General features: G+C 73.5%; 21 protein-coding genes. 8 read left to right on the top strand and 13 right to left on the bottom strand.

Annotated features, from left to right (window positions below; translation table 11 throughout):
• The first annotated feature begins 27 nt into the window (after positions 1–27).
• Complete coding sequence (locus PP1_RS06555) at positions 28–951, top strand: TauD/TfdA dioxygenase family protein (protein WP_010227477.1); 924 nt, start codon at positions 28–30, stop codon at positions 949–951.
• 157 nt (positions 952–1108) lie between these two features.
• Here PP1_RS06555 and PP1_RS06550 read toward each other — a convergent pair whose 3' ends face one another.
• The 4 genes from PP1_RS06550 to PP1_RS06535 all read right to left on the bottom strand — a co-directional run bounded on the left by PP1_RS06550 (position 1109) and on the right by PP1_RS06535 (position 6279).
• Positions 1109–2374 (bottom strand): HNH endonuclease, encoded by a 1266-nt coding sequence (locus tag PP1_RS06550; protein WP_010227479.1) that lies wholly within the window; start codon positions 2372–2374, stop codon positions 1109–1111.
• 419 nt (positions 2375–2793) lie between these two features.
• Positions 2794–3276: a hypothetical protein gene (locus PP1_RS06545; RefSeq protein WP_139323834.1), complete on the bottom strand. Its 483-nt coding sequence runs from the start codon at positions 3274–3276 to the stop codon at positions 2794–2796.
• A 214-nt stretch (positions 3277–3490) separates the two neighbouring features.
• Positions 3491–5065 (bottom strand): AbgT family transporter, encoded by a 1575-nt coding sequence (locus PP1_RS06540; protein WP_010227483.1) that lies wholly within the window; start codon positions 5063–5065, stop codon positions 3491–3493.
• Entirely contained in the window at positions 5062–6279 is a 1218-nt protein-coding gene (locus tag PP1_RS06535; RefSeq protein ID WP_033199161.1) for a threonine synthase, read from the bottom strand. Before PP1_RS06535 ends, PP1_RS06540 begins: the two co-directional genes overlap by 4 nt.
• Positions 6280–6428: 149 nt before the next feature.
• On the opposite strand from PP1_RS06535, the gene PP1_RS06530 reads away from it, so the two are divergent.
• The 3 genes from PP1_RS06530 (at position 6429) to PP1_RS06520 (ending at position 8174) form a co-directional block, all read left to right on the top strand.
• A complete protein-coding gene (locus PP1_RS06530) occupies positions 6429–6863 on the top strand; it encodes a DoxX family protein (RefSeq protein WP_075314103.1) in 435 nt (144 codons plus the stop codon).
• Between the two features lie 42 nt (positions 6864–6905).
• On the top strand, positions 6906–7742 hold the full coding sequence (locus PP1_RS06525; RefSeq protein ID WP_010235585.1) for an Fpg/Nei family DNA glycosylase: 837 nt from the start codon (positions 6906–6908) through the stop codon (positions 7740–7742).
• A gap of 63 nt (positions 7743–7805) precedes the next feature.
• A complete protein-coding gene (locus PP1_RS06520; RefSeq protein ID WP_010235584.1) occupies positions 7806–8174 on the top strand; it encodes a hypothetical protein in 369 nt (122 codons plus the stop codon).
• Between the two features lie 4 nt (positions 8175–8178).
• Here the strand turns inward: PP1_RS06520 and PP1_RS06515 are convergent, their stop codons facing one another.
• The 5 genes from PP1_RS06515 to PP1_RS06495 all read right to left on the bottom strand — a co-directional run bounded on the left by PP1_RS06515 (position 8179) and on the right by PP1_RS06495 (position 11745).
• Complete coding sequence (locus tag PP1_RS06515) at positions 8179–8319, bottom strand: hypothetical protein (protein ID WP_010235582.1); 141 nt, start codon at positions 8317–8319, stop codon at positions 8179–8181.
• Between the two features lie 75 nt (positions 8320–8394).
• Positions 8395–9717 carry an MFS transporter gene (locus PP1_RS06510; protein WP_010235579.1) on the bottom strand — a complete coding sequence of 441 codons (1323 nt, stop codon included), beginning with the start codon at positions 9715–9717 and terminating at the stop codon, positions 8395–8397.
• A gap of 55 nt (positions 9718–9772) precedes the next feature.
• Positions 9773–10138, bottom strand: coding sequence for a hypothetical protein (locus tag PP1_RS06505; RefSeq protein ID WP_010235578.1), 366 nt, complete (start codon positions 10136–10138; stop codon positions 9773–9775).
• Positions 10135–11163 (bottom strand): DNA polymerase IV, encoded by a 1029-nt coding sequence (locus PP1_RS06500; RefSeq protein ID WP_010235574.1) that lies wholly within the window; start codon positions 11161–11163, stop codon positions 10135–10137. The genes PP1_RS06505 and PP1_RS06500 overlap by 4 nt, the downstream gene beginning before the upstream one ends.
• 18 nt (positions 11164–11181) lie before the next feature.
• The gene (locus PP1_RS06495; protein ID WP_075314104.1) at positions 11182–11745 is read right to left on the bottom strand and encodes a hypothetical protein; all 564 of its coding nucleotides are present in this window, start codon (positions 11743–11745) and stop codon (positions 11182–11184) included.
• Positions 11746–12050: 305 nt separating this feature from the next.
• Here PP1_RS06495 and PP1_RS06490 point away from each other — a divergent pair, with 305 nt between their 5' ends.
• The 3 genes from PP1_RS06490 (at position 12051) to PP1_RS06480 (ending at position 13993) form a co-directional block, all read left to right on the top strand.
• Entirely contained in the window at positions 12051–12479 is a 429-nt protein-coding gene (locus tag PP1_RS06490) for a hypothetical protein (RefSeq protein WP_010237660.1), read from the top strand.
• 166 nt (positions 12480–12645) lie between these two features.
• On the top strand, positions 12646–12957 hold the full coding sequence (locus PP1_RS06485) for a hypothetical protein (protein WP_029239813.1): 312 nt from the start codon (positions 12646–12648) through the stop codon (positions 12955–12957).
• 70 nt (positions 12958–13027) lie between these two features.
• On the top strand, positions 13028–13993 hold the full coding sequence (locus tag PP1_RS06480; RefSeq protein ID WP_029239812.1) for an NADPH:quinone oxidoreductase family protein: 966 nt from the start codon (positions 13028–13030) through the stop codon (positions 13991–13993).
• Between the two features lie 9 nt (positions 13994–14002).
• Here the strand turns inward: PP1_RS06480 and PP1_RS06475 are convergent, their stop codons facing one another.
• The 4 genes from PP1_RS06475 to PP1_RS06460 form a co-directional block, all read right to left on the bottom strand.
• Positions 14003–15748 (bottom strand): hypothetical protein, encoded by a 1746-nt coding sequence (locus tag PP1_RS06475; RefSeq protein ID WP_170918880.1) that lies wholly within the window; start codon positions 15746–15748, stop codon positions 14003–14005.
• Positions 15749–16056: 308 nt separating this feature from the next.
• The gene (locus PP1_RS06470; protein ID WP_082399023.1) at positions 16057–17913 is read right to left on the bottom strand and encodes a BCCT family transporter; all 1857 of its coding nucleotides are present in this window, start codon (positions 17911–17913) and stop codon (positions 16057–16059) included.
• Positions 17914–18097: 184 nt separating this feature from the next.
• A complete protein-coding gene (locus PP1_RS06465; RefSeq protein WP_010243869.1) occupies positions 18098–19423 on the bottom strand; it encodes a serine hydrolase domain-containing protein in 1326 nt (441 codons plus the stop codon).
• Between the two features lie 36 nt (positions 19424–19459).
• Positions 19460–20023: an Lrp/AsnC family transcriptional regulator gene (locus PP1_RS06460; protein ID WP_010243870.1), complete on the bottom strand. Its 564-nt coding sequence runs from the start codon at positions 20021–20023 to the stop codon at positions 19460–19462.
• Between the two features lie 139 nt (positions 20024–20162).
• Between PP1_RS06460 and PP1_RS06455 the strand changes: the two genes are divergently transcribed.
• Positions 20163–22487, top strand: a complete 2325-nt coding sequence (locus PP1_RS06455) for a transketolase-like TK C-terminal-containing protein (RefSeq protein WP_010243872.1) — start codon at positions 20163–20165, stop codon at positions 22485–22487.
• Positions 22488–22499: the final 12 nt, after the last annotated feature.

Genomic DNA, 22499 nt, shown 5'->3' with positions numbered 1-22499 from the left:
GGGGGTTCCGGACGCAGGATCGGGGACGTGACGATCAACCTCGACGCGCCGGTGAGCCGGCCCCGGTCCACGCCCGCCATCGATCTCCTGGAAGGCGAGCGCCTGCTCTGCCGCCTGCCGGGCGACGGGCCGGACCGACCGTTCGAGCTGTTCACCGTCACCCCGGTCGGGCGGACGCTCGGGGCCGAGATCACCGGCGTCGACCTGCGTGAGGCCCCCGGTCCGGAGCTGCGCGCGGAGCTCCACCGCGCGCTGCTCGAGTGGAAGGTGCTGTTCTTCCCCGGGCAGGACATCACCGGCGAGCAGCAGCGGGACTTCGGCGCGCTGTGGGGTTCGCTGGAGACCAACCCGATGCTCGACCGCGGCGGGTCCGACGAGGTCGTCCGGTTCGGTGCCGGGGCGAAGACCTACGAGAACATCTGGCACGCCGACACCACGTTCCGCGAGGAGCCGGCGATGGGTGCGGTGCTGCGCATGGTGCAGACGCCGCCGTTCGGCGGGGACACGATGTGGGCGGACATGGCCGCCGCCTACGACAACCTGTCCGACGAGGTGAAGGCCCGCATCGAGGGTGCGGAGGCCGTGCACGACATGGTGCCCGGCTTCGCCCGCTTCCTGGACGCGGACAAGCTCGCCGGCCTGCAGGACGAGTTCCCGCCCGTGACCCACCCGGTCGTCCGGACCCACCCGGAGACGGGCCGGCGGACGCTGTTCGTGAACGCGTCGTTCACCACCGAGATCGTGGGGCTGCCCCGCGAGGAGTCCGACGCGCTGCTGCGGCACCTGTTCGCCCAGGCGCACGTGCCCGAGTTCCAGGTCCGGCACCGCTGGGCCGAGGGCACCGTGGCGTTCTGGGACAACCGCGCGACGCAGCACTACGCGGTCGGCGACTACCACCCGCACAAGCGGGTCGCCGAGCGCGTCGCGATCGCCGGGGGCCGCCCCTTCTGATCGGATCTCGCCGGGACCCCGGAGTTCGCGTCGCCGAGCTCCGGGGCCCTGTCGCTGATACCCGGGCGTTCCGCACCGGTCCGGCCTACCGGTCGGGTCGATGACGGTGAGGCGCGCGCCGGAGCCGTGACCGTCCGCGCGACGGACCGCAGCGAGGTCAGCCGGGGGCACGGTAGGTGTGTCCGGTCGGGGTGGTGGTGCGGACCTGTCCGTCGGGGCCGCGGGCGACGCGCCAGCCGGCTTGTTCGCGGACGTGGTTGTGGAACTCGCACACCCCGCGTCCGTTGTCGAGTTCGGTCGCCCCGCCGTCGGCGTCGCGGTGGATGTGGTCGATGTGGCGGACCGGGGCGTCGCAGTAGGGCTCGGTACACCGATTCCCCGCGCGTGCCCGCACCAGCCGGGCGAGCAGGCCGGTGAAGGTGCGCTGGCGGGAGTCCCCGCCGATCACGACTCCGTCGGAGGTGATCAGGCGGCGCAGGGTCTTCTTCCCTTCGCTCGTGGCGAGGAGTTCGACCGGGACGGGGCCGTGGCCGGGGATCTCCGCCGGCAACGGCGAGTCCGGGTCCAGCAGTGCCTCGACCGGGACGACGACCTGGACCTCGACGCCCACATCGGTCGCCATCGCCTGTCCGGTAACCCGCTCGACGAGCGTGTCGGCCATGACCTGACCGCGGGTCCGGGTCAGTGGTGCCGGGTTCACCGACACCTCGGTGAACGCCTTGTTCAGCGCGGCCAGACATGCCACACCCTGCTCGACCGGCAGGTACGCGGTCAGATACGTCATCGCGTCCGGCGCCGGGCGCAGGGTCACCCGCCGCTCGGCGCGGGCGGACTCGGCGCGGGCCCGGAACTTCTCCGGCGCCACCTCGGCAGCGAACTTGCGGGCGAGATCCTGCAACCGCCGGATCCCGAGCCGGGTCAGATCGTGGGCGGCCAGGCGAACATCCACCGCGGCACGTTCGGCGCGGTCCAGACCCGAACACGCGCTCACCACCACCGCCACCTTCGCGGCGCTCAACTCACCGGCCCCGAACAACCCACGCACATGATCGAGACCGTCGTGCAGATCCCGGGCCGTACTCACCCGACGCCGCGCCTCGGCCGGCGACACCCGACAGGCCAACCCGACCTGCGCCACCACACCGCGCTGCAACCGATCCGGATCGACCTGCCCGGCCGCGATGCCGTTCTCGACATGGAGCCGGGCGAACGCCCGCACCCGGGTCGCCTGGAGCGCGGCCAGGGAGTGCTGCACGGATTCGAGCTGCTGGATCTGATCGATCAACTCCGCCTCGGAGACACCGGACAGGTCGTCGAGCGCGGCCTGCTCCACCGCCAGCTGCACCAGCGCCAGATCGATCTGCGGGAACCCCGGATCCCCGGCGGGAAGGCCGGTGCGTGGAGGTTCCTGGACCGCGGTCATAGGGCCGAGTGTACTCGACCATATGTTCGATTCGCCAGTAAACCGATCGCGGCCGAACAGCGCTGAGCTGCAGATACCGGTGTGGCGATCCGCGTTGCACCATTCCCGTCAGCGACGGCGTGACCGCGGCCCGGTGCGTCCCTCCGCGCGGTGGTGGTCCGACCGGCGCACCACGAACGGTGTAGCTCTGCCTGCGCGGCGAGTCTGACGACGTCCCGTCGAGACGGCACCGGTTCGGCTGCAGGGCCGGACCGCGCCGAGCCGGACGGTTCGCGACGGACGCTGTCCTGCCGGACAGGACGCGACGGACGCTGTCCTGCCGGACAGGACGCGACCGACCCTGTCCTGCCGGACAGGACATGCTTCACGTCGTGGTCGCCGAGCCCGTCGGCCCGGCGCGCCCGTCAGGACGCCGCCCGTCAGGACGCCGTGCGGCCCCACCGGCGACGCCGGCCCTGCGGCTCCGACTCGTCCTCCAGCGGCGCGGCGATCGCGAGGCGTCCGACCTGCTCGTTGAGCACCTTGAGGTGGACGCGGACGTCGTCGTGGGTCGGGTCCAGAACCGCCTGCTCGGCGATCTCGGCCGCCTGGTCCACCGACTGCTTCAGCGACGCCTTCGCCTTGTTCAGCCGGTTCGCGATCCGCCTCGCCGGGGGCTCGGTGATCCGGAACCGCGCGGGTTCGATCGAGTCGCCGACCGCGGCGAGCCGCTGGACGGCCTCCAGTTCGGTGTCCAGTCGTTTCCCGATCTCGGTCAGCCAGGTGCGCACCTGCATCGCGGTGATCACGGCGGTGATCCGGTGGAAGCGGTCGACCTGCTCGGTGCAGTCGGCCACGTAGCCCTTCCAGTATCGCGACAGCGGGGCGGGCGGTGGCTCGGCGGACGGTCGCAGACGTGGCACGACCTACAGGGTGCACGATCGCGACGGCAGCGAGCGTCACGGGTCGGCATCGGTGCGACGCGTGCGGTGACGACGGCACGGGTGCGGTGACGACGGCACGCGTGCGGTGATGACGGAATGCGTGCGGCGACGGCCTGCACGGGGCCGCGAGCGGTTCCGGTCAGGGTGCCCGGAACCGCACGGGAGCGTGTCGTCCCCGGCCTGCCGGCCGCAGTCAGCCTCCGATCATGATCGTCGTCCCGGGCCCCAGGGGGACGCCCAGCGCATAGAACGCCGCCAGGATCGCCACCCACAGCACGAAGGTGGGCACCACGAACATCGCCATCCGGGAGAACACCATCCCCAGCGAGAACGACCGGTCGTAGCGGCGGCAGGTCAGCTGCAGCACGTAGAGGTAGGGGTTCAGCGGGGAGATCGGGTTCGTGATCGAGTCGCCGATCCGGTAGGTGGCCTGGATGACGGCGGGGTGCATCCCCAGCCCGACGAACACGGGCACGAGCACCGGCGCCAGCACCGCCCAGAGTGACGACCCGGAGAACACCACCATCGCGAGCAGCGAGCACAGCACCAGCGCGACCAGCAGCGCGCCGAACCCGGTCAGCCCGATCGCCCGCAGCCCGGCGGATCCCTCGACGGCGAGCCACGTCCCGACCCGGCTCCAGGTGAACATCGCGATGAACTGTCCGGCCGAGAAAGCGATGACGACGAACCCGAGCATCCCCCTGAGCGCGTCGGCCATGAGGTCGGGCACGTCGGACGGGCTCGTGATCACCCCGGCCGCCGCGCCGTAGGTGACGCCCGCGACCAGGAAGCTGATCATGATGAGGGGGACGATCGCGTCGAAGAACGGGGAGTCGACCAGCGCGCCGTCGTCGCCCTGCAGCGGGGCGCCCGGAACCAGCCAGGAGGCGAGCGCGAGTCCCACCCACGCGGAGAGGGCGACCCCGGCGAGCCGCAACGCCCGCCGCTGCCGCGGCGTGACGGTCGTGTCCGGCTCGGCGTCCGTGACGTCTGTGACGTCCGCGGCGTCGGCGCTGTCCGAACCCGTCCCGTCCGACGACGGCGGGTCCACCGCAGGCAGCCCGGGCTCCACCCGGTGCACCAGGATCCACCCGACCACACCGGGCAGCACGAACGCGGAGACGAACTGGATCCAGTAGTTCATCAGCACCGAGACCCCGACGTCCGGTGGTGTCCCGGGCGGCAGGACCGACTCGGTCAGCGCGGCGAGGTTGGCGTCGAGCGAACCGACGATCACCCCGGAGCCGTAGCCGACCGCCGTCGCCGCGAACGCGCCGAGCGCACCGGCGACCGGGTGCCGTCCCACCGACCGGAACGCCAGGGCGGCCAGCGGTGGCAGGACGACCATGGCCGCGTCGCCCATGAAGTGCCCCTGCCCGCACAGGTAGACGACGGCGTAGGGCATCCACCGGCGCGGTACCCGCGCCAGCGCGGCGTTGACCAGCGTCCGCAGCAACCCGGTGCGCTCGCAGATCCCGACGCCGAACAGCACCGTCAGCACGACGCCCAGCGGCGGGAAGCCGACGAAGTTGTCGACCATCGTCGTGAGCAGCTCCCGCAGGCCCGTCACCGAGAGGATGTTGCGGACCGGCTCGGCCTCCGGCGCGCCGGGCAGCTGCGCCGTCGCTCCGGTCGCGGCGAGCACCGCGGACCCGATCCCGAGGAGGAGCAGCAGGATCCAGAACAGGTAGAACGGGTGCGGGATCTTGTTCCCGGCCCACTCGATGCCCCGGACGATCCGGCCGGGTGCCCGCACCGGCGTCGTCACGGGATCCGTCCGTCCACCGCCAGTACCGGCGGTTCGGCGGCCACCGTCTCCGGGTAGATCAGCCCGCTGCCCGTGTTGAGGACGACGACCTCCTCGCTGCCGTCGAGCCAGCCCGACTCGCGCAGCCGGCCGGCCGCCGCCACGCAGGCGGCACCCTCCGGGCAGATCCAGGTGCCCTCGTCGCGGGCGAGCGCGTGCTCGGCGGCGAGCAGCTCGTCGTCGGAGACGGCGACGGCCGTCCCGCCGGTGTCGTACACGGCGTCGAGCACCAGGAAGTCGCCGAGCGCCTTGGGGACGGTGATCCCGAACGCGACCGTGCGCGGGTCGGTGGGGGCGGTCGACTCGCGCAGCCCGGCGTCGAACGCGTCGACGATCGGGGCGCACCCCTCGGCCTGCACCGCGACGAGCCGGGGCATCGGCCCGGTGATCCAGCCGAGCTCCCGCATCTCCTGCAGGGCCTTGTGGATCGCGATGATCCCGACGCCGCCGCCGGTGGGGTAGAGGAGGACGTCCGGGCTGCGCCAGCCGAGCTGTTCGGCGATCTCGTAGCCCATCGTCTTCTTGCCCTCGATCCGGTAGGGCTCCTTCAGCGTCGAGGTGTCCTGGTAGCCGTCGCGACGGCCCACGGCGTCGGCGACCAGCCGGCCGGCGTCGCCGATCAGGCCGTCGACCAGGTAGAGCTCTGCGCCGGAGACGACGCACTCGCGCCGGGTGATCTCGGGAGCGTCGACGGGCATCGCGATCAGCGCGTCGATCCCGGCCCGCGCCGCGTAGCAGGCCCAGGCCGCACCGGCGTTGCCGTTCGTCGGCATCGCGATGCCGCGCACGCCGAGCTCGGCGGCCCGGGAGACGCCGACGGCCGCCCCGCGCGCCTTGAACGCGCCGGTCGGGATCAGGCCCTCGTCCTTCATGAGCAGCCGCGGCAGGCCGAGCCGGGCACCGGCGCGGGGGAGCGGGAGCAGCGGGGTCATGCCCTCGCCCATCGTCACGACGTGCGCGGGGTCCCGGACGGGCAGCACCTCGTGGTAGCGCCAGAGGTCCGGCGGGCGGGCGGCGATCTCCGCCGGGGTCACCAGGTCCCGTGCGCGTTCCAGGTCGTAGCGGGCGAGCAGCGGGGCGCCGTCGGGCGAGGTGCCCTGGACCGAGTCGGCGTCGTGCCGCGATCCGGTCCGGGAGCACTCCAGGTGGGACAGCGTCGAGTGGGGAGCGTGCACGACGATCAGCGCACCCCGGACCGTGCCGCCCCGCAACCCGGGCGGGGATGTGACCTCCTCCGCATCCGGCCGCACGACGAGCGTCCGAACGGACCCGGCCGCTACGGTGGCGCCGAAGAGTGAACGTTCAACTGTCGAAGGGATCCACCGTGCGCCCGCTCCCCGCCCCGTACTCCGACCTCGCCCTCCTCGTCACCCGGCTCCTCGTCGGCGTCGTCCTCGTCGCCCACGGCCTGCAGAAGCTGGGCAACGGCGTCGGCGGCGTGGCCGGCGGCTTCGCCGGCATGGGCATCCCGCTGCCGACGGTCTCCGCGCTGTTCGTGATGCTCGTCGAGCTGCTCGGTGGCGTGCTGCTCGTCGCCGGCGCCGCGACGACCGTCGCCGGCCTGGCCGCGTTCGTCGCGATGGCCGGGGCGTTCCTGTTCGCCCACTTCGGGGTCACGGTGTTCGTCGACGCCGGCGGCTGGGAGCTCGTCGGCGTGATCGCCGCCGGCGCGCTCGCCCTCGCCGCGGCCGGGCCCGGCCGGTTCTCCGTCGACGGCGCGCTGGCCGGCCGGCGCACCCGCGCCACCGTGGACGCCTGAGTCCGCCGGGCGGCGAGCCGCCGCCCGGGAGACGCTGGGGGCATGCCCGAGGGACACACCGTGCACCGGCTCGCCCGGCTGCAGCGACGCCGCTACGCCGGGCGGGAGGTCGCCGTCAGCAGCCCGCAGGGCCGGTTCACCACGGGCGCGGACGTCGTCGACGGCCGGGTCCTGGAGACCGTGGAGGCCCACGGGAAGCACCTGTTCCAGCACTACGGACCGGACACGGTCGTGCACGTCCACCTCGGGCTGTGGGGCCGGTTCGCGAACCGGCGCCTGCCCGAGGCACCGCCCCGTGGCCAGGTCCGGATGCGGATCGTCGGCGGGACCCACTACGCCGATCTCCGCGGCCCGGCGGCATGCGAGCTGCTCGACGACGTCGCGGTGAAGGCCCTGCACGACCGGCTCGGCGAGGACCCGCTGCGCGACGACGCCGACCCCGACCGGGTCCGGCACCGGTTCGCCCGCTCCCGCGCGCCGCTCGCCGCACTGCTCATGGACCAGTCGGTGATCGCGGGTGTCGGCAACGTCTTCCGCGCCGAGACCCTCTTCCGCACCGGTCTCGATCCGCTGACCCCCGCCCGCGACCTGGACGACGACTCGTTCGGCCTGCTCTGGGACGACCTCTCCGCGATGCTGCGCGAGGGCGAGCGCCGCGGGCGGATCGAGACCCTGCTGCCCGAGCACGATCCGGCACTGCTCGAACCCGCCGACCGGGGCGCGGTCTGCGCGAGCGTCGTCTACGCCTACCGGCGCACCGGCCGGCCCTGCCTGGTCTGCGGGACGCCGATCGCGCACCGGGAGTTCCGCGCGCGCAACCTGTTCTGGTGCCCACGCTGCCAGGGCGGCGGCACCGCCCGCCCCGTCACCGGCAGGTGACACCCGCTTCACGATCGATGTCCGATCTGTCCCGCTCCGGGGGATACGAGTACCGTTCGGAGCATGGTGCCGACCGGGTCCCCGCGCGCGGGCACGGCCCGCGGGCCGGTGATCGGGTGGGACGTGGCGCTCTCCGGCATCGCCCTCACCGTCACCGGGATGCTGATCGCCCTCGGCGTGTTCGGCGCGGTGTTCCTGGTGGCCTTCCTCGACTACTGCCCGCCGCCGGCCTGCAGCTCGTCCCGGCTGTTGGTGTCGGTGGCCGGGTCGCTCGCCGTCGCCGTCGCGGCCGGGATCGCCGGGCTCGCGATGACCGTGCTGCGGATCGTCGAGCGCCGGCTGTCCTGGCCGTTCGCGCTGGTGACCCTGGCGATCACGACCGTCGCGATCGGGGTCGGTGCCGCGGGGTACACCAGCGCCATCGGCTACTGAGGGCTCACTCGCCGCGGTAGCGCCTGCGGCCCTCCCACACGTTCCTCCGGTCGAACATCGCCCGCCGTGTCTCGGTGGTCCAGCGTCCGACGAAGAAGCCGCCCACGCCTCCCAGCAGCAGGAGAATGATCGTCGCGGTGTCCATGGTGCCCCCCGGTGGTGGTTCGGGCGCTCGTGCCCGGCACATCCATGATGGACACACGAATGGGTGACATGATCGCTATTTCGTCGATCTTGATGATCCGGCGGGTGCCCGCCGGAAGGCGAGGGTGATGACCGCCGACATCAGCATCATCGCCGCGACCACCCACATCCCGGCCTGCGCGTCACCGGTCAGGTCCTTCAGCCAGCCGGTCACGAACGGCCCGACGAACCCGGACAGGTTCCCGAACGAGTTGACGAGGCCGATCCCGGCGGCCGCGCCGACACCGGTCAGGAACGAGTTCGGCAACGACCAGAACGGCGGGATCGCGGTGAACACGCCGATCGCGCAGACCGTCACGCACGCCATGACCAGCAGTGGTGAGGGCATCGCCAGCGCCGCGGCGATGGCGACGGCACCGACGGCCGCGGGCACGGCCACGTGCAGCGCCCGCTCGCCGGTGCGGTCGGAGTGCCGGGCCCACAGCACCATGGCCACCGACGCGATCGCGTACGGGACCGCGGTGATCAGCCCGACGTCGATCAGCGAGTAGTCCGCGCCGAACTGCTCCTCGAACCCGGCGATGATCTGGGGCAGGAAGAAGGCCAGCACGTAGAGGCCGAACACGATCCCGAAGTAGACGGCGGACAGCGCGATCACCCGGACGTCGCGCAGCGCCGCGCCGATCCCGCGGTCGTGACCGGCCTCCGCGGCGTCCTCGGCGGCGATCGTCTCCTCCAGCGCCGCCGCCCGGCCGGCCGGCAACCAGCGGGCCGACGACGGCCGGTCGGGGAGCAGCCACAGCACCGCGATCCCCAGCAGCACCGCGGGGACGCCCTCGACGAAGAACATGAACCGCCACCCGGCGTCGAACCCGAGCGCGCCGTCGCCGACGGTGATCAGCCAGGTCGACAGCGGCCCACCCACGACCGAGGACAGCGGCACGGCCAGGAAGAACAGCGCGACGATCCGCGCCCGGTCCGCCCTCGGGAACCAGTAGGTGAGGTAGAGGATGATCCCCGGGAAGAAGCCCGCCTCGGCGATGCCGAGCAGCACCCGGACGAGGTAGAACCCGATCTCGCCCTGGACGAACGCCGTCGACGACGCGACGATCCCCCAGGTCACCATGATCCGCGCGATCCAGAGCCGCGCGCCGACCCGGTGCAGGATGACGTTCGAGGGCACCTCGAAGAAGAAGTACCCGATGAAGAACAGCCCGGCGCCGAGGCCGTAGGCGGCCGCGGACAGCCCGAGGTCGGCGTTCATGGTCAGGGCCGCGAAACCGACGTTGACGCGGTCGATGTAGTTGAGCAGGTAGGCGAGCCCGAGCAGCGGGATCAGCCGGACGGTCGCGGTGCGGACCGCCGCCCGCACCTCCGCCTGCGGTCGTGCCGAGACCATCGCGCGTCCCCCTCCGTTGCGGTGCGCAGCCGTGGAGCAGTCTCGACGAGGACGATCAGTCCTTCAACCAGGCGTACGCGGTCTGCCGGGAGATCCCCAGCGCCGACGCCATCGCGCTGATCTCGCACCCGGCCTCCCGGCCGGCCCGGAGCAGCTCGCGCTGCCGGGAGCGCAGCTCCTCCAGCTCGGCGCCGGTCCCGCGCATGCGTGCCAGGAGCTCGTCGGCGTCGCCGGAGGTGCGGCGGCGCCCGGCGCCGGGCCGCGACCAGGACCGGACCTCGTCGGCGTCCCACACCTTCCGGCCGTCGGGGCCGGGACCGGGCAGCGGCGCGGGCGCCTGGCCCCGGCTGACGTAGGAGTTCCAGGTCCCCACCTGCACGCCCCAGTGGGCGGCGCACTCGTCGCTGGTCCAGGTCGTCACCGGGCAAGCGTGCCATCCAGTTCCGCCCGCACCCCGAGCAGCCGCACCGGACGGTCCGGGGCCATCTCGTCCAGCAGCGCGACGGCGACGCCCGCGATCACGTCGCCGTCGCGCCCCGGCGGGTCGAGGGCCCGGCTGCGGGTGGTGGTGCGGAAGCTGCGGGTCCGCACCCGGATCCCGACCCGGACGCAGTCGCGGTCCTCACCGGCGACGTCGGCGGCGACCCGGTGGGCCAGCGTGCGCAGCTCGGCGTGCATCGCGGAGCGGTCGGTGAGATCGGCGGGGAAGGTCGTCTCCCGGCTGCGCGAGCGCGGCACCCACGGGCCGGTGTCCAGCTCGGTGCGCCCCATCCCGCGGCCGAGCGAGACGTAGTACGGCCCGCGGTTCGGCCCGAGCCGGGCCGCCACGTCACCGGGGCGGGACTCCGCGAGCTCGGTGACGGTGGTGATCCCCAGCTCGGCGAGCGCCCGCGCGGTCGCCCGGCCGATGCCCGGCAGCGCCTCGGGCGGGTCGGCACCGAGGGTGGCGAACCAGTTCGCGGCGGTCAGCTCGTGCACCCCGCCCGGCTTGGCGTAGCCGGTGGCCGTCTTGGCCCGCAGCGTGTTGTCGCCGATCCCCACCGCGCAGGACAGCCCGGTCGAGGAGACCGTCTCCCGGATCCGCTCCGCGAGGGCCCACGGGTCGCCGTCGGTCCCGACGAACGCCTCGTCCCAGCCGATCACCTCGACCGGCTCGCCGAGATCGCGGAGCAGGCCCATGACCTGCTCGGAGACCTCCTCGTAGTACGGCTTGTCCGACGGCAGGAACACCGCGCCGGGGCACCTGCGTCGGGCGAGCCGCATCGGCATGCCCGACCGCACGCCGTAGGCGCGGGCCTCGTAGGACGCGGTGGCGACGACCGTGCGGGAGTCCGGGTCACCGTCGCCGCCGACGACCAGCGGTAGCCCGGCGAGCTCGGGCCTGCGCAGCAGCTCGGCCGCGGCCAGGAACTGGTCGAGGTCGGCGTGCAGGATGCGGTGGCTCACGGCCGGAGGATCGCTGGTTCAGGGGCGCAGCGCCGCGACCACCCAGCGCATCGTCGACCGGTCGGTGCAGGTCGCGAGGAGCTCGGCCTGCTCGACGGCCTCGTCGTCGTGGCGGCGGGTGTCGAACAGGTCCTCGACGACACCCGGCACGTCCAGGTGCTCGCCCCGCAGCGCCTGCGTGGGGCCGGCCAGGCCCAGGCGGGAGATCAGCAGCCGGAGCGTCCGGTACCCGATGACCCGCATCCCCGGAGTGAGCAGTGGGGACGGGGCCTCCGGGACCAGTCCGGCGGTCGCCGGCCGCCCCGGCATCGGTACGGCGCCGGGCGGGGAGCCCGGCAGCGTCACCGCGGACGCCGCGAGGACGCCGCCGTCGAGCATCGCCCACGCGTCGATCGCGGGGCGGTGGGGCTCGCGGCCCCACGCGGTGGGCAGGTCGTGGGCGGCGAGCCAGCCGCGCAGCCGGGGGCGCAGGTCCCAGCGGACGTCGAACACCCCGGCGCAGAGGTCGGAGTCGGAGAGGACCTCGGTCCAGCACGGTCCGCCCTGTCCGCTGCCGATGCCCGTGTCGGGCTGGATCGCCATCTCGTTCCCCCCGGACCCGCTCGCGACCGGTGATCCGCGTCACGCACGGGCCGGGTTTTCATCATACGGGCGCGCAAAGCCATGGACAGCCTGCCGCCGGACGCTCTACCCGCTGGTGTGACAACCTCCGGACGACGGCGTCCGGCGGTGCGCCGGATGCGCCGAACAGCGGGGTACTGTGACGTTCCGTCACCGTCTGGGGTTGCCAGGTGGTGATGGATGACACGATCGAGGGACTCCGTGGGCGCCGGTAACGAGGCAGGATGTCGGCAGCGATCCACAAGTGACGGCGACGTGGAGGCGACATGGACGGGAAGTACGACAGGATTCCGGCGGTGCACCCGGGGCTCATCCCGGCTGCGCGACGCTCGGTGGAGGACCTGCCGTCCGGCCGTGGTGTCGTCGACGCCGACCGCGGACGCGTGCTGGGCCGGTACGCGCGGCTGATGCGCTCCGGCCGCCCCGAGGTGTGCCGGCCGGGCCGGCGTGAGATCGAGGACCGCGAGCGGTTCGGCGGCGGGGGCGTCGCCGGCAGCGACGGCAAGGTCATCTATCCGGATCGTGACGCCGCCGAGTGCGCGGCCCGCGAGCTCGAGGCTCTCGGCGGGCGCCCGCAGCGCGCCTACCTCTGCCGCCGCTCGAAGCGCGGCCACTTCCACCTGACGACCGACCAGGTCGCCGAGCGCCGGGGCGTCCCGGCCGAGCTGATCCCGCGGCCCCGCCGCGGCGACTGAGCGGATCCCCGTCCCGCAGGTTCTGGTGATTCACCGGGATGCGACATCGATGTGATGCGCGGCACACGCTGATCGTCTAGCGTGGATGTGGCGGCGGTCACGTGGACCGTCGCACCCGGACCGACGCGGCCACCACCGCACGTCGACGCACCAGGAGGGCCTGCCCGTGAACCCCCACCTGCTGGAAGAACGAGTCGCCTCCGTCTCCGGCGGCGCCGACCTCGCCGAGACCACCCGCGCACGCCTCACCGCCCACAAGGCCACCGCCGACGCGTGCCGCCGGCGCACGCTGGAACGCCGTGCCGAGCTGGAGCGGGTGCTGGCCGGTACCGACGGCGCACAGGACGCGCTCGACCTGATGCTGGAGCTCGACGCGCTGGAGCGCGTGCAGGACCGGATCGACCAGCGCCTGTCCGAGCTGTGCGAGTCGCTGACCGACACGCGCACCCCGCGCTACGGCGACGCGCAGCCGGTGTAGATCACCCGCACGTCACACGTGCCCGTGGTTCGATGGCGGTGACACCGCCGTCGAACGACAGGGAGAGCACGTGCGTGCAGTGCAGGTCGTCGAGCTGGACGGGCCGTCCGCGGTCCGCGTCAACGAGGTGGACCCGCCGGTCCGGGGGGACGGCGAGGTCCTCGTCGACGTCGCCGCGGCCGGGGTCAACTTCCCGGACGTCCTGCTGACCCGCGGCCTGTACCAGTACAAGCCGGAGCCCCCCTTCACGCTCGGCTCGGAGTGCGCCGGGACTGTCCGCGAGGCCGGGCCGGGCAGCCGGTTCGCGCCGGGCGACCGGGTCGTCGCGTTCACGATGTCCGGGGTGTTCGCCGAGGTCGTCTCGGTGCCGGAGCAGGTCGTGCTGCCGCTGCCCGACGAGGTCGGGTTCGCGGCCGGGGCCTGCCTGCCGATGAACTACCTGACCGCGCACTTCACCCTGGAGACCCGGGGCGGCCTGCGGGCAGGGGAGACGGTCCTCGTCCAAGGTGCCGCGGGTGGCATCGGGACGGCGGTGATCCAGCTGGCGGCGGCGCTCGGCGCCACTGTCATCGGGGTCGCCTCCACCGAGGCCAAGGCCGACGTCGCACGGCAGGCCGGCGCGGCCCACGCCGTCGGCGTCGAGGGGTTCAAGGACGCCGTCAAGGAGCTCACCGGGGGAGCGGGCGTCGACATGGTCGTCGACCCGGTCGGCGGTGACCGCTTCACCGACTCGCTGCGCTGCCTCGGCCCACTGGGCCGGCTGATGGTCGTCGGGTTCACCGCGGGCGACATCCCGACCGTGAAGGTGAACCGGCTGCTGCTGAACAACGTCGACGTCCGCGGCGTCGGCTGGGGCGCCTACGCGCTCGCCCGGGACGGCTTCGTCGCGCAGGAGTGGGACGCGCTGCTCCCGCACCTGCGGTCCGGCGCGCTCGACCCGATCGTGAGCGAGCGCTTCCCGCTGGAGAAGGCGGGCGAGGCCCTGTCCCGGATCGACGACCGCGTCGTCACCGGCAAGGTCGTCCTGGAGACCTGACCGCCCCGTTCAGCCGGCCGGTTCGAGGTTGTGCCGGACCGCGGTCCGCGGGTGCGGCGCGGCCGGCGGCCGGTCCCCGCCACCCGGGTCGCGCGGGGCGGGGGCCGGGCCGGACCAGACCGGCCCCGCGACGGCCGTCGCCGGCTCGGCGACGTGCAGCCGGTGCCGGGCGGCGACCGCGCGACCGGCCGGACCGGTCTCGCCGAGTGCGTGCAGGGCGAGGGCCCGGTGCGCCGGGACCTCGCAGCGGCGCAGGAACCGGTCCAGCTCGCGCACCGCGTCGCCGGTCTCCCGGGCCCTGACCCAGGCACCCATCTCGACCTCCGCGACCTCGTTCCGGACCGCACCCAGCCGGACGCAGACGTACTCCAGGTCCTCCTCGGCGAGCTCGCCCGGCGCGGGGACGTGGACGCCCTGCTCCAGCAGGTACTCGTGCACCGCCCACAGACCCATCGGCGTCAGTGCGACGACCGTCGGGTCCGGGTCGTCGCGGTGCGCGACCTGGGACAGGTCGTCGAGCTCGTCGGCGTCGAGCGTCTCGGTCAGCTCGATCGCGCCGAGCAGCTCGCAGGCGTCGAGCAGGGCCGTCACGTCGCGGCGCCACAGCCGCTGCTCGACGTCGCCCGCGAGGTCGTCGACGACGCAGCCCGCCTCGTCGTTCACGGTGTCGCGGACCTGGCGGTGGAAGTGCTCCAGCGGGACCGGGCCGCCGCCGGCGCAGTACAGGCCGACCCAGAGCATGGGCAGGGCCTCGGACATCGACATCCCGAACAGCGACGGCGCGCCGAACACGTCGGTCCCGCCGAGGTTGTCGCCGAGCCGCCCGACGGACTCGAACACCCGGCGCCACAGCTCGATCGGCCGGTTCAGCAGCGGCCCGGCGCTCTTGACCGGCAGCAGCCGGCCGCGCACGACGCGGACGAGCCGGGCGGCCCGGGCCCAGCGCAGCAGCAGCGAGACCTCGGGCAGGTCGTCGCTGGTGCGGGCGGTCTCGCGGTAGAGGTGGTCGAGCTGCAGGTGCGCGGCCAGGTCGAGCGCGTCGGCGCGGCCCAGCCTGCCGTCCGAGGTGAGCCGTCGCCCGGCCCGCACCCAGACGGTCAGCTTGCGGAGCTGGTCCAGTGCCTCCGAGCGCTCCGCCGCGTCGACGAGCGTGGCGGCGCCGGGCATCGGCACCGGGGGCAGCTCGGGGTTCCACTCCGGCCGGGCGGGGCGCAGGGCGTCACGCCGCATGATCTCGGCGAGGGCGTGCCGGTCGACGTCGGCCTCGCCCGACCCGGCCCGGTCGAGGAAGCGCTGGACGGCCGACGGGTCGGCCGGGTCGATCCCGTTGCGGTGAAGCTGGACGCCCCAGAACTTGCCGAGGTCGTAGTTCCGCTCGTCGGCGAGGCCGTCGTGCAGCGCGGGGGTGGAGTCGAGCACCTGCCGGTGCAGCGCGTCGGGCTCGGACGACTGCGGGTCGAACCAGTCGTGCTCGGCGAGGAAGTCGACCAGGGCGTGGAACGCGGGGGCGACGTCGTCGGGCTCCAGCACGGTCACCTTGCGCGGGAACCACATCCCGAGCGCGTCGGCGATGTGCGCGCGGGTCCAGCGGCCCAGCCGGCGGTCGCGGGCGTACTTGTAGTCGAGCGTGGCGGCGACGAGCGCGGTGTCCACCTCGACGCGGCGACGGCGCGCCCAGACGAGGAACTGCTCCAGCAGGCGGCTCCGGGCCTCGGCGTACCCCTGGTCGTCCCCGGGGGTGAACACGAGACGCATCCGGCCCACTTTGTCAGGTCCCTCCATCCGTTCGGTCACGGGGTGGACGGTGATCCACTCCGGCTGCGGTGCGACGCCCGCGATGATCTCCGGTCGGCCGGCGGGCCCCGCCACCGGGAGCCCCTCCTGTGCAACGAGCGGAGTCGGCGCGGGTCACTCCCGACCACTCACCGTGCGTCGGTGTGCGGTCACCGCCTGTGAGTGACGTCTCGCCGCGCCGCGGCGTGTCGGTCCACGACCCTCCCACGACGACGGCGGCCGGGCACCCCGTCGGGGTACCCGGCCGCCCTGTCGTGCGGGGATCCGGTCTAGTCGCCGCCGACCGGGCTGTCCTTGCGGTCGGACGTCCCGCTCCCGGAGCCGTCGTCCGGGGTGGTGGTGTCCGCGGACCCGTCACCGGTCCCGTCCTCGGCGGACACCGGGCCCTCCCCGGGCTCGGTCATGGTGTAGCCGGGGCCGGTGCCGGGACCGTTCGCGTACCCGTTGGTGGAGGGCTCCTCCTTGTAGTCCTTCGGGAACACGCCGACCTTCACGTAGAAGTCGTCACCGTGCTTGTCGGTGGCCCAGTCGACGGCCTGCTCGATGACCTCGGCGCCCTTCTGCTCACGCAGGACCACGGGGTCGCGCCGCAGGTCCTTGTAGAGCGCGAAGCAGAGCATGACCATGATCACCACGAACGGGGCGGCGACCAGGATCGTGAGGTTCTGGATGCCGTCGAGCGCGTCCTCCCCGCCGGTGACCAGCATGAGCACGGCGACCGCACCCATGACCGCACCCCAGAAGATGACGACCCAGCGGCTCGGCTCGATGGTGCCGCGCTGCGAGAGCGTGCCCATGACGATCGAGGCCGCGTCGGCACCGGACACGAAGAAGATCGCGACCAGGAGCATCACCAGCAGGCCGGTGAAGGTGGCCCACGGGTAGGCCCCGAGCATCTCGAACAGCTGGACGTTCGAGTCGTCGGAGAACTGGGTCGTGCCCTGCTGCACCTGGGTGATGGCGGTGCCGCCGTAGACGCAGAACCAGACCAGCGAGACCAGGCTCGGCGCGAGGATCACGCCGCCGACGAACTCGCGGATCGTGCGGCCGCGCGAGATGCGGGCCAGGAACATGCCGACGAACGGCGTCCAGGAGATCCACCAGGCCCAGTAGAAGACGGTCCAGCCGGACAGCCACTCGAGCATCGGCTCGCCGCCGACGGCCTCGGTGCGCCCGACCATCTCGAAGAACTGCGAGAAGTACGCGCCGATCGTGGTCGGGATCAGGTCGAGGATGATCACCGTCGGGCCGACCACGAACACGAAGACGGTGAGCACGGCGGCCAGCACCATGTTGGTGTTGGACAGCCACTGGATGCCCCGGGCGACGCCGGAGACCGCGGACAGGATGAAGGCCGCGGTGAGCACGACGATGATCACGGCCAGCACCGGGGCGCCGACCTGGCCGTCGACCCAGCCGACGGTCTGCATGCCGCCGCCGATCTGGAAGGCGCCGATGCCCAGCGAGGCGGCGGAGCCGAACAGCGTGGCGAAGATGGCCAGGATGTCGATGGCCTTGCCGATGCCGCCCTCGGCGGCACGCTTGCCGATCAGCGGGATGAACGCCTGGCTGATCAGCTGACGGCGCCCCTTGCGGAACGTCGAGTAGGCGATGGCCAGGCCGACGACGGCGTAGATCGCCCACGGGTGCAGCGTCCAGTGGAACAGCGAGGTCGCCATCGAGACCTGGAGCGCCTCGATCGACTCCGGCGCCGCGGAGCCGGGCGGGGGCGAGGTGAAGAAGGTCAGCGGCTCGTTCACGCCGAAGAACATCAGCCCGATGCCCATGCCGGCGGAGAACATCATCGCGATCCAGGACACCGTCCGGAACTCGGGCTGCTCGTCGTCGGTGCCGAGCTTGATCCGGCCGAACTTGCTGAACGCGAGGAAGAGCGCGAACGCGACGAAGCCGGTCGCGGCGAGGATGAAGCCCCAGCCGCCACCGCGCATGAGGCCGTCGAGCATCGTGCTCGCGGCGTTCGCGAGGCTGTCGGGGGAGAGGAGACCCCACAGCACGAAGAGCAGGGCGAGCGCCGCACCCACTCCGAAAACGGTCCAGTCGGTGCGTGACCGACCCTCAGCGGCCCCGGAACTATCGGGATCCGTACGTGGTTCCGCCTGTGTCATAACAGGTCACGCCCCGACGGGCGTTTCCCCCCTCCCGGTCGAACACGATGAATCGTGCACAAGTCGTTTCGAGGGGGAAGTGTAGGTACTACGCTCGTCCCTGTCGCCGCCCACGTCCGCCGCTCCGGACGTCGTCGCAGGTCAGCGCCGTTCGGCGGTCGGTTGCGATTCGATATCGGCGCCGTCAGCGCCAGCCGGCGTCGTCCACCCCGCCCGGAACGGGTGCGGCCGGATCGTACGGGGTGCGGGTGAAGACGAAGGTGGCGAGCCACAGGTGGTCGCCCTCGATCCGCAGGGTCTCGCCGGCGAAGTAGCCGTCCATCCCGATCCACGTCCCGTCCGGACCCGGGCGGAACCGCGACGACCGGCCCGGTCGCCCGAGCCCGCCCAGGTGCAGCAGCCCGCCGCCGACCGCCCGCAGCGCGTACGGGGAGGGTCCCCAGAACCACGGCCCCAGCAGCCCCGGATCCACCGGCGCGGGCTCCGGCGACCACGCGTCGACGATCCGGGGCTCGGCCGCGCGGAGGTCGGCGAGCAGGCCGGCGCCGAGGCCGGAGTCCAGCCCGGTCGTCGTGTTCCCGAGTGCCAGCGCGCCGGTGCCCTCCTCGCGGTCCACCCAGAGCCCGGCGAGGAAGCCCGGCATCGAGCCGCCGTGCCCGACCAGCGTGGCGCCCTCGACCCGGAGCACCTGCACGCCGAGGCCGTACCCGGCCCAGATCGGCGACGAGGAGTCGATGCCCGCCGGCAGCGTCATCTCCTCGACCGTGGCCGGGGAGAGCACGCCGCCGGTGTCGCCGAGCAGGAACGCGCCCAGCCGGGCGAGATCGCGCGCGGAGCACCACAGCTGGCCGGCCGGGGCCATCACGCCCGCGTCGTGCTCGGGCTCGGGCAGGGTCAGCTCCGCCCACGGGTGCACGGCCAGTCCCTCGGCCGCCGGCGCCTGCGGCCGGGGCGAGGTGCGCTTCATCCCGAGCGGGGCCAGCACCTCGTCGTGCGCGACGTCGGACCAGCTCGTGCCGCGGCGGCGCGCGACCAGCTCCCCGAGCAGGCCGAAGCCGAGGTTCGAGTAGTGGAACCGGCGGGCCGCGGGCAGCACCCGGTCGGCGTCACCGAGGCTCAGCTCCTCCAGCGGGCCGCCGGGGCTGCGCTCCCACCACTGTCCGGGGCTCTCGGACCCGGCGCCCGCCAGGTGCGAGAGCAGCTGGCCGAGGGTGCGGTCGCCCAGCGGGGTGCCGGGCAGGTGCTGCTCCAGGCGGTCGTCGAGGTCGAGCAGGCCCTCGTCGCGCAGGCGCAGCACGGTGACCGCGCAGACCGTCTTGGTGATCGACCCGATCCGGTACTGCACGTCGTCGGCGTCCGCGCCCGCGGGCAACGCGCCGCGGCCGGCGTGCCAGACCAGGCCACCGTCCCGGACGACGCCGGCGACGAGGGAGGGGACGCGGCCGTCGCGCTGGGCGCGGGCGACGCGGGCGAGCAGGGTGCGCTGGGTGGAGGGCAGCAGATCGGGCACGACCCGACCGTAGTCCGGGTGGGCGGGGCGCGGGTGTCAGCCGCCGGAGGCCGTCCCGTCACCGGCCAGCCGGCGCAGCAGGGGAGCCGTGCGGAACCCGACCAGCGAGCGCATGACCAGCGACGTCGACGTCCGCTCCACCCCGTCGATGGCGAGCAGGTGCCCGGCGATGCGGTAGAGGTCGTCGGCGTCGCGGGCGACCAGGTGGACGAGCAGGTCCTCCTCGCCGGAGACGCCGTGCACCTCCAGCACCTCCGGTACCCGCTCCAGCGCGTCGGCGACCGCGGCGAGCTCGCGCTGCACCACCCGCACGGTGACGAAGGCGGTCAGCGGGTAGCCCAGCGCGGCCGGGTCGACGCGGCGCTCGAAGGTGTCGAGCGCCCCGAGCCGGTCGAGACGGGCCAGCCGGGCCTGCACGGTGTTGCGGGAGAGCCCGACCTTCCCGGCCAGCGCCAGCACGGTCGCCCGCGGGTCCTCGGCGAGGGCCAGCAGGAGCCGGGCGTCGTGCCCGTCGAGGTCGGTCGGCGCCGGTGCGCCCGGACCCGGCGGCACCGCGCGATCGCCGCCGCCGGTCGTGTGGGTGTGGTCGCCGGTGTGCACTCTGCCCGTCCCCGCTCGGTCCGCTGCCCGTGGATCCGTGCACTCTGCACGGTCCCGCCGGATCAGGTTGTGCACTCATGATCGTGGTGGTGGGCTGGGGGAGCAACCTGCGCGAGCAGCGACGAAGCTGGAGACGACGATGAGCACGGCAGCCGACCCGACGAACGCCCCCGCCGTCCCGGCGGCCGGGCCGATGGCCGAGATCGAGCAGCGGGTGCTGTGGCTGTCGACGGCGATCATCGACGCGGCCAACCGGCGCGGCGACCCCAGCGGCCTCAAGGTGGGCGGGCACCAGGCGTCGTCGGCCTCGCTGGTGACGATCATGACGTCGCTCTGGTTCGAGCACCTGCAGCCCGGTGACCGGGTCTCGGTCAAGCCGCACGCGTCGCCCGTCCTGCACGCGATCAACTACCTGCTCGGCGAGCTGGACGCGTCCTACCTGCCGACGCTGCGGGCGTTCGGCGGGCTGCAGTCCTACCCGTCCCGCTCGAAGGACCCCGACCCCGTCGACTACTCGACCGGCTCGGTCGGCATCGGCGCGACCGCCCCGATCTGGGGGGCCGTGGCCCGCCGCTACGTCTCGTCGCGGTTCGGCGGTGTCTCCCAGGGGCGCCAGTACTCCCTGGTCGGCGACGCCGAGCTGGACGAGGGCGCGGTCTGGGAGGCCATCCTCGACCCGATGGTCGGCGAGCTCGGCGAGGTCGTCTGGATCGTCGACCTGAACCGCCAGTCGCTGGACCGGGTCGTGCCCAACATCGGGGCGACGCGCATCGAGGGCATGTTCGCCGCCGCCGGCTGGCAGGTCCTCACGGTCAAGTACGGGCGGCTGCTGCACGAGCTGTTCGCCCGTCCCGGCGGCGAGGCGCTGCGGACCCGGATCGACACCATGCAGAACCCCGAGTACCAGCGGCTGCTGCGGTGCGACGCCGGCGAGGTCCGCACCCGGCTGCCCGGCGACGACCCCGGGCTCGCCGAGCTGGTGGCGACGCTGGACGACGAGACGCTGCTCGCCGCCGTCCGGAACCTGGGCGGGCACGACCCGGACGCGCTGCGCGAGGCGTTCGACGCGATCGACGACTCCCGCCCGACCGTCGTCCTCGCCTACACGGTGAAGGGGCACGGCCTCGCGTCGGCGGGGCACCCGCAGAACCACGGCTCGATCCTCGACGCCGGCCAGATGCGCGAGCTCGCCGACGCGGTCGGCGCCGACGTCGACGACCCGTGGCGGCGGTTCCCGGCAGGCTCCGCGGCCGCCGAGCTGTGCCTGGCCACCGCACGGCGCCTGCACCGCGACCCCGTGGAGGACCACCCGGCTCCCGCGCTGCCCACCGACATCGGCCGCACCCCGACCGGCCGCGCCACCACGCAGGCGGCGCTGGGCCGCGCGCTGCTCGACATCACCCGGGAGGCGCCCGACGCCGCCGGGCGGGTCGTCACCCTGTGCCCGGACGTGTCGTCGTCGACCAACCTCGGCGGCTGGGTCAACAAGGTCGGCGTCTGGTCGACGGCCGAGCGCAAGGACTGGTTCGACGACGACCCCGAGACGATCCTGCACTGGCGCGAGCGCCCCACCGGCCAGCACCTGGAGCTGGGCATCGCCGAGGGGAACCTCGTCGGTGCGCTCGGCGAGCTGGGCGCCACCTGGTCGCGGTGGGGGCAGCCGCTGCTGCCGATCGGGGTGCTCTACGACCCGTTCGTCGAGCGGGCGCTGGAGCCGTGGTCGTTCGGGATCTACGCCGGCGGGCAGTCGATCCTGGTGGGGACGCCGTCCGGGGTGTCGCTGGCACCGGAGGGCGGCGCCCACCAGTCGGTGACGACGCCGTCGGTCGGGCTGGAGCAGCCGGGCTGCGTGACCTACGAGCCGGCGTTCGCGATCGACGTCGAGTGGACGCTGCTGGCGTCGCTGGCCCGTCTCGGGCGGCCGAACGGGACGTCGGCGTACCTGCGGCTCTCGACGCGCCCGGTCGACCAGTCCCTCGCGGCGATCCCGGCGGACCCGGCCGCGCGGGAGCGCCGTCGCCGGCAGGTCGTCGCCGGCGCCTACCCGCTGCGCCGTACCGAGAGCACCCCGGACCTGACGATCGCCGCGGCCGGGCCGCTGCTCACCGAGGCGCTCGCCGCGGCCGACCGGCTCGCCGGGCAGGGGTACGCGGTGGAGGTCGTCTGCGTGACCAGCCCCGGGCTGCTGTTCGACGCCGTCCAGGCGCGGGCCGGGCGCCCGGCCCGGCCGCAGGCCGAGCCGTGGGTGCTCGACTCCGTCTTCCCGGCCCGCCGGGCGGCACCGATGGTGACGCTGCTCGACGGGCACCCGCACACCCTCGCGTTCCTGGCCGGGATCAACCGGGTGCCCGCCACCCACCTGGGCGTGTCCCGGTTCGGGCAGTCCGGCGACCTCGCCTCGGTGTACGCCCACCACGGGCTCGACGCCGACGCGGTCGTCGGTGCCGCCCTGGACCTGTTGTAGCCCGGGCCGCCG

This window comes from Pseudonocardia sp. P1 (genome assembly GCF_000178675.2).
GTDB lineage: Bacteria > Actinomycetota > Actinomycetes > Mycobacteriales > Pseudonocardiaceae > Pseudonocardia.
The sequence above is the reverse complement of the archived record's forward strand: the minus strand, read 5'-3'. Positions and strand labels throughout refer to the sequence as shown.

Excerpts from the sequence above, each read along its gene's own strand:
- PP1_RS06550 (WP_010227479.1), bottom strand. The coding sequence starts at position 2,374 with ATGACCGCGGTCCAGGAACCTCCACGCACCGGCCTTCCCGCCGGGGAT.
- PP1_RS06525 (WP_010235585.1), top strand. The coding sequence starts at position 6,906 with ATGCCCGAGGGACACACCGTGCACCGGCTCGCCCGGCTGCAGCGACGC.
- PP1_RS06520 (WP_010235584.1), top strand. The coding sequence starts at position 7,806 with ATGGTGCCGACCGGGTCCCCGCGCGCGGGCACGGCCCGCGGGCCGGTG.
- PP1_RS06515 (WP_010235582.1), bottom strand. The coding sequence starts at position 8,319 with ATGGACACCGCGACGATCATTCTCCTGCTGCTGGGAGGCGTGGGCGGC.
- PP1_RS06510 (WP_010235579.1), bottom strand. The coding sequence starts at position 9,717 with ATGGTCTCGGCACGACCGCAGGCGGAGGTGCGGGCGGCGGTCCGCACC.
- PP1_RS06495 (WP_075314104.1), bottom strand. The coding sequence starts at position 11,745 with ATGGCGATCCAGCCCGACACGGGCATCGGCAGCGGACAGGGCGGACCG.
- PP1_RS06490 (WP_010237660.1), top strand. The coding sequence starts at position 12,051 with ATGGACGGGAAGTACGACAGGATTCCGGCGGTGCACCCGGGGCTCATC.
- PP1_RS06475 (WP_170918880.1), bottom strand. The coding sequence starts at position 15,748 with ATGCGTCTCGTGTTCACCCCCGGGGACGACCAGGGGTACGCCGAGGCC.
- PP1_RS06470 (WP_082399023.1), bottom strand. The coding sequence starts at position 17,913 with ATGACACAGGCGGAACCACGTACGGATCCCGATAGTTCCGGGGCCGCT.
- PP1_RS06455 (WP_010243872.1), top strand. The coding sequence starts at position 20,163 with ATGAGCACGGCAGCCGACCCGACGAACGCCCCCGCCGTCCCGGCGGCC.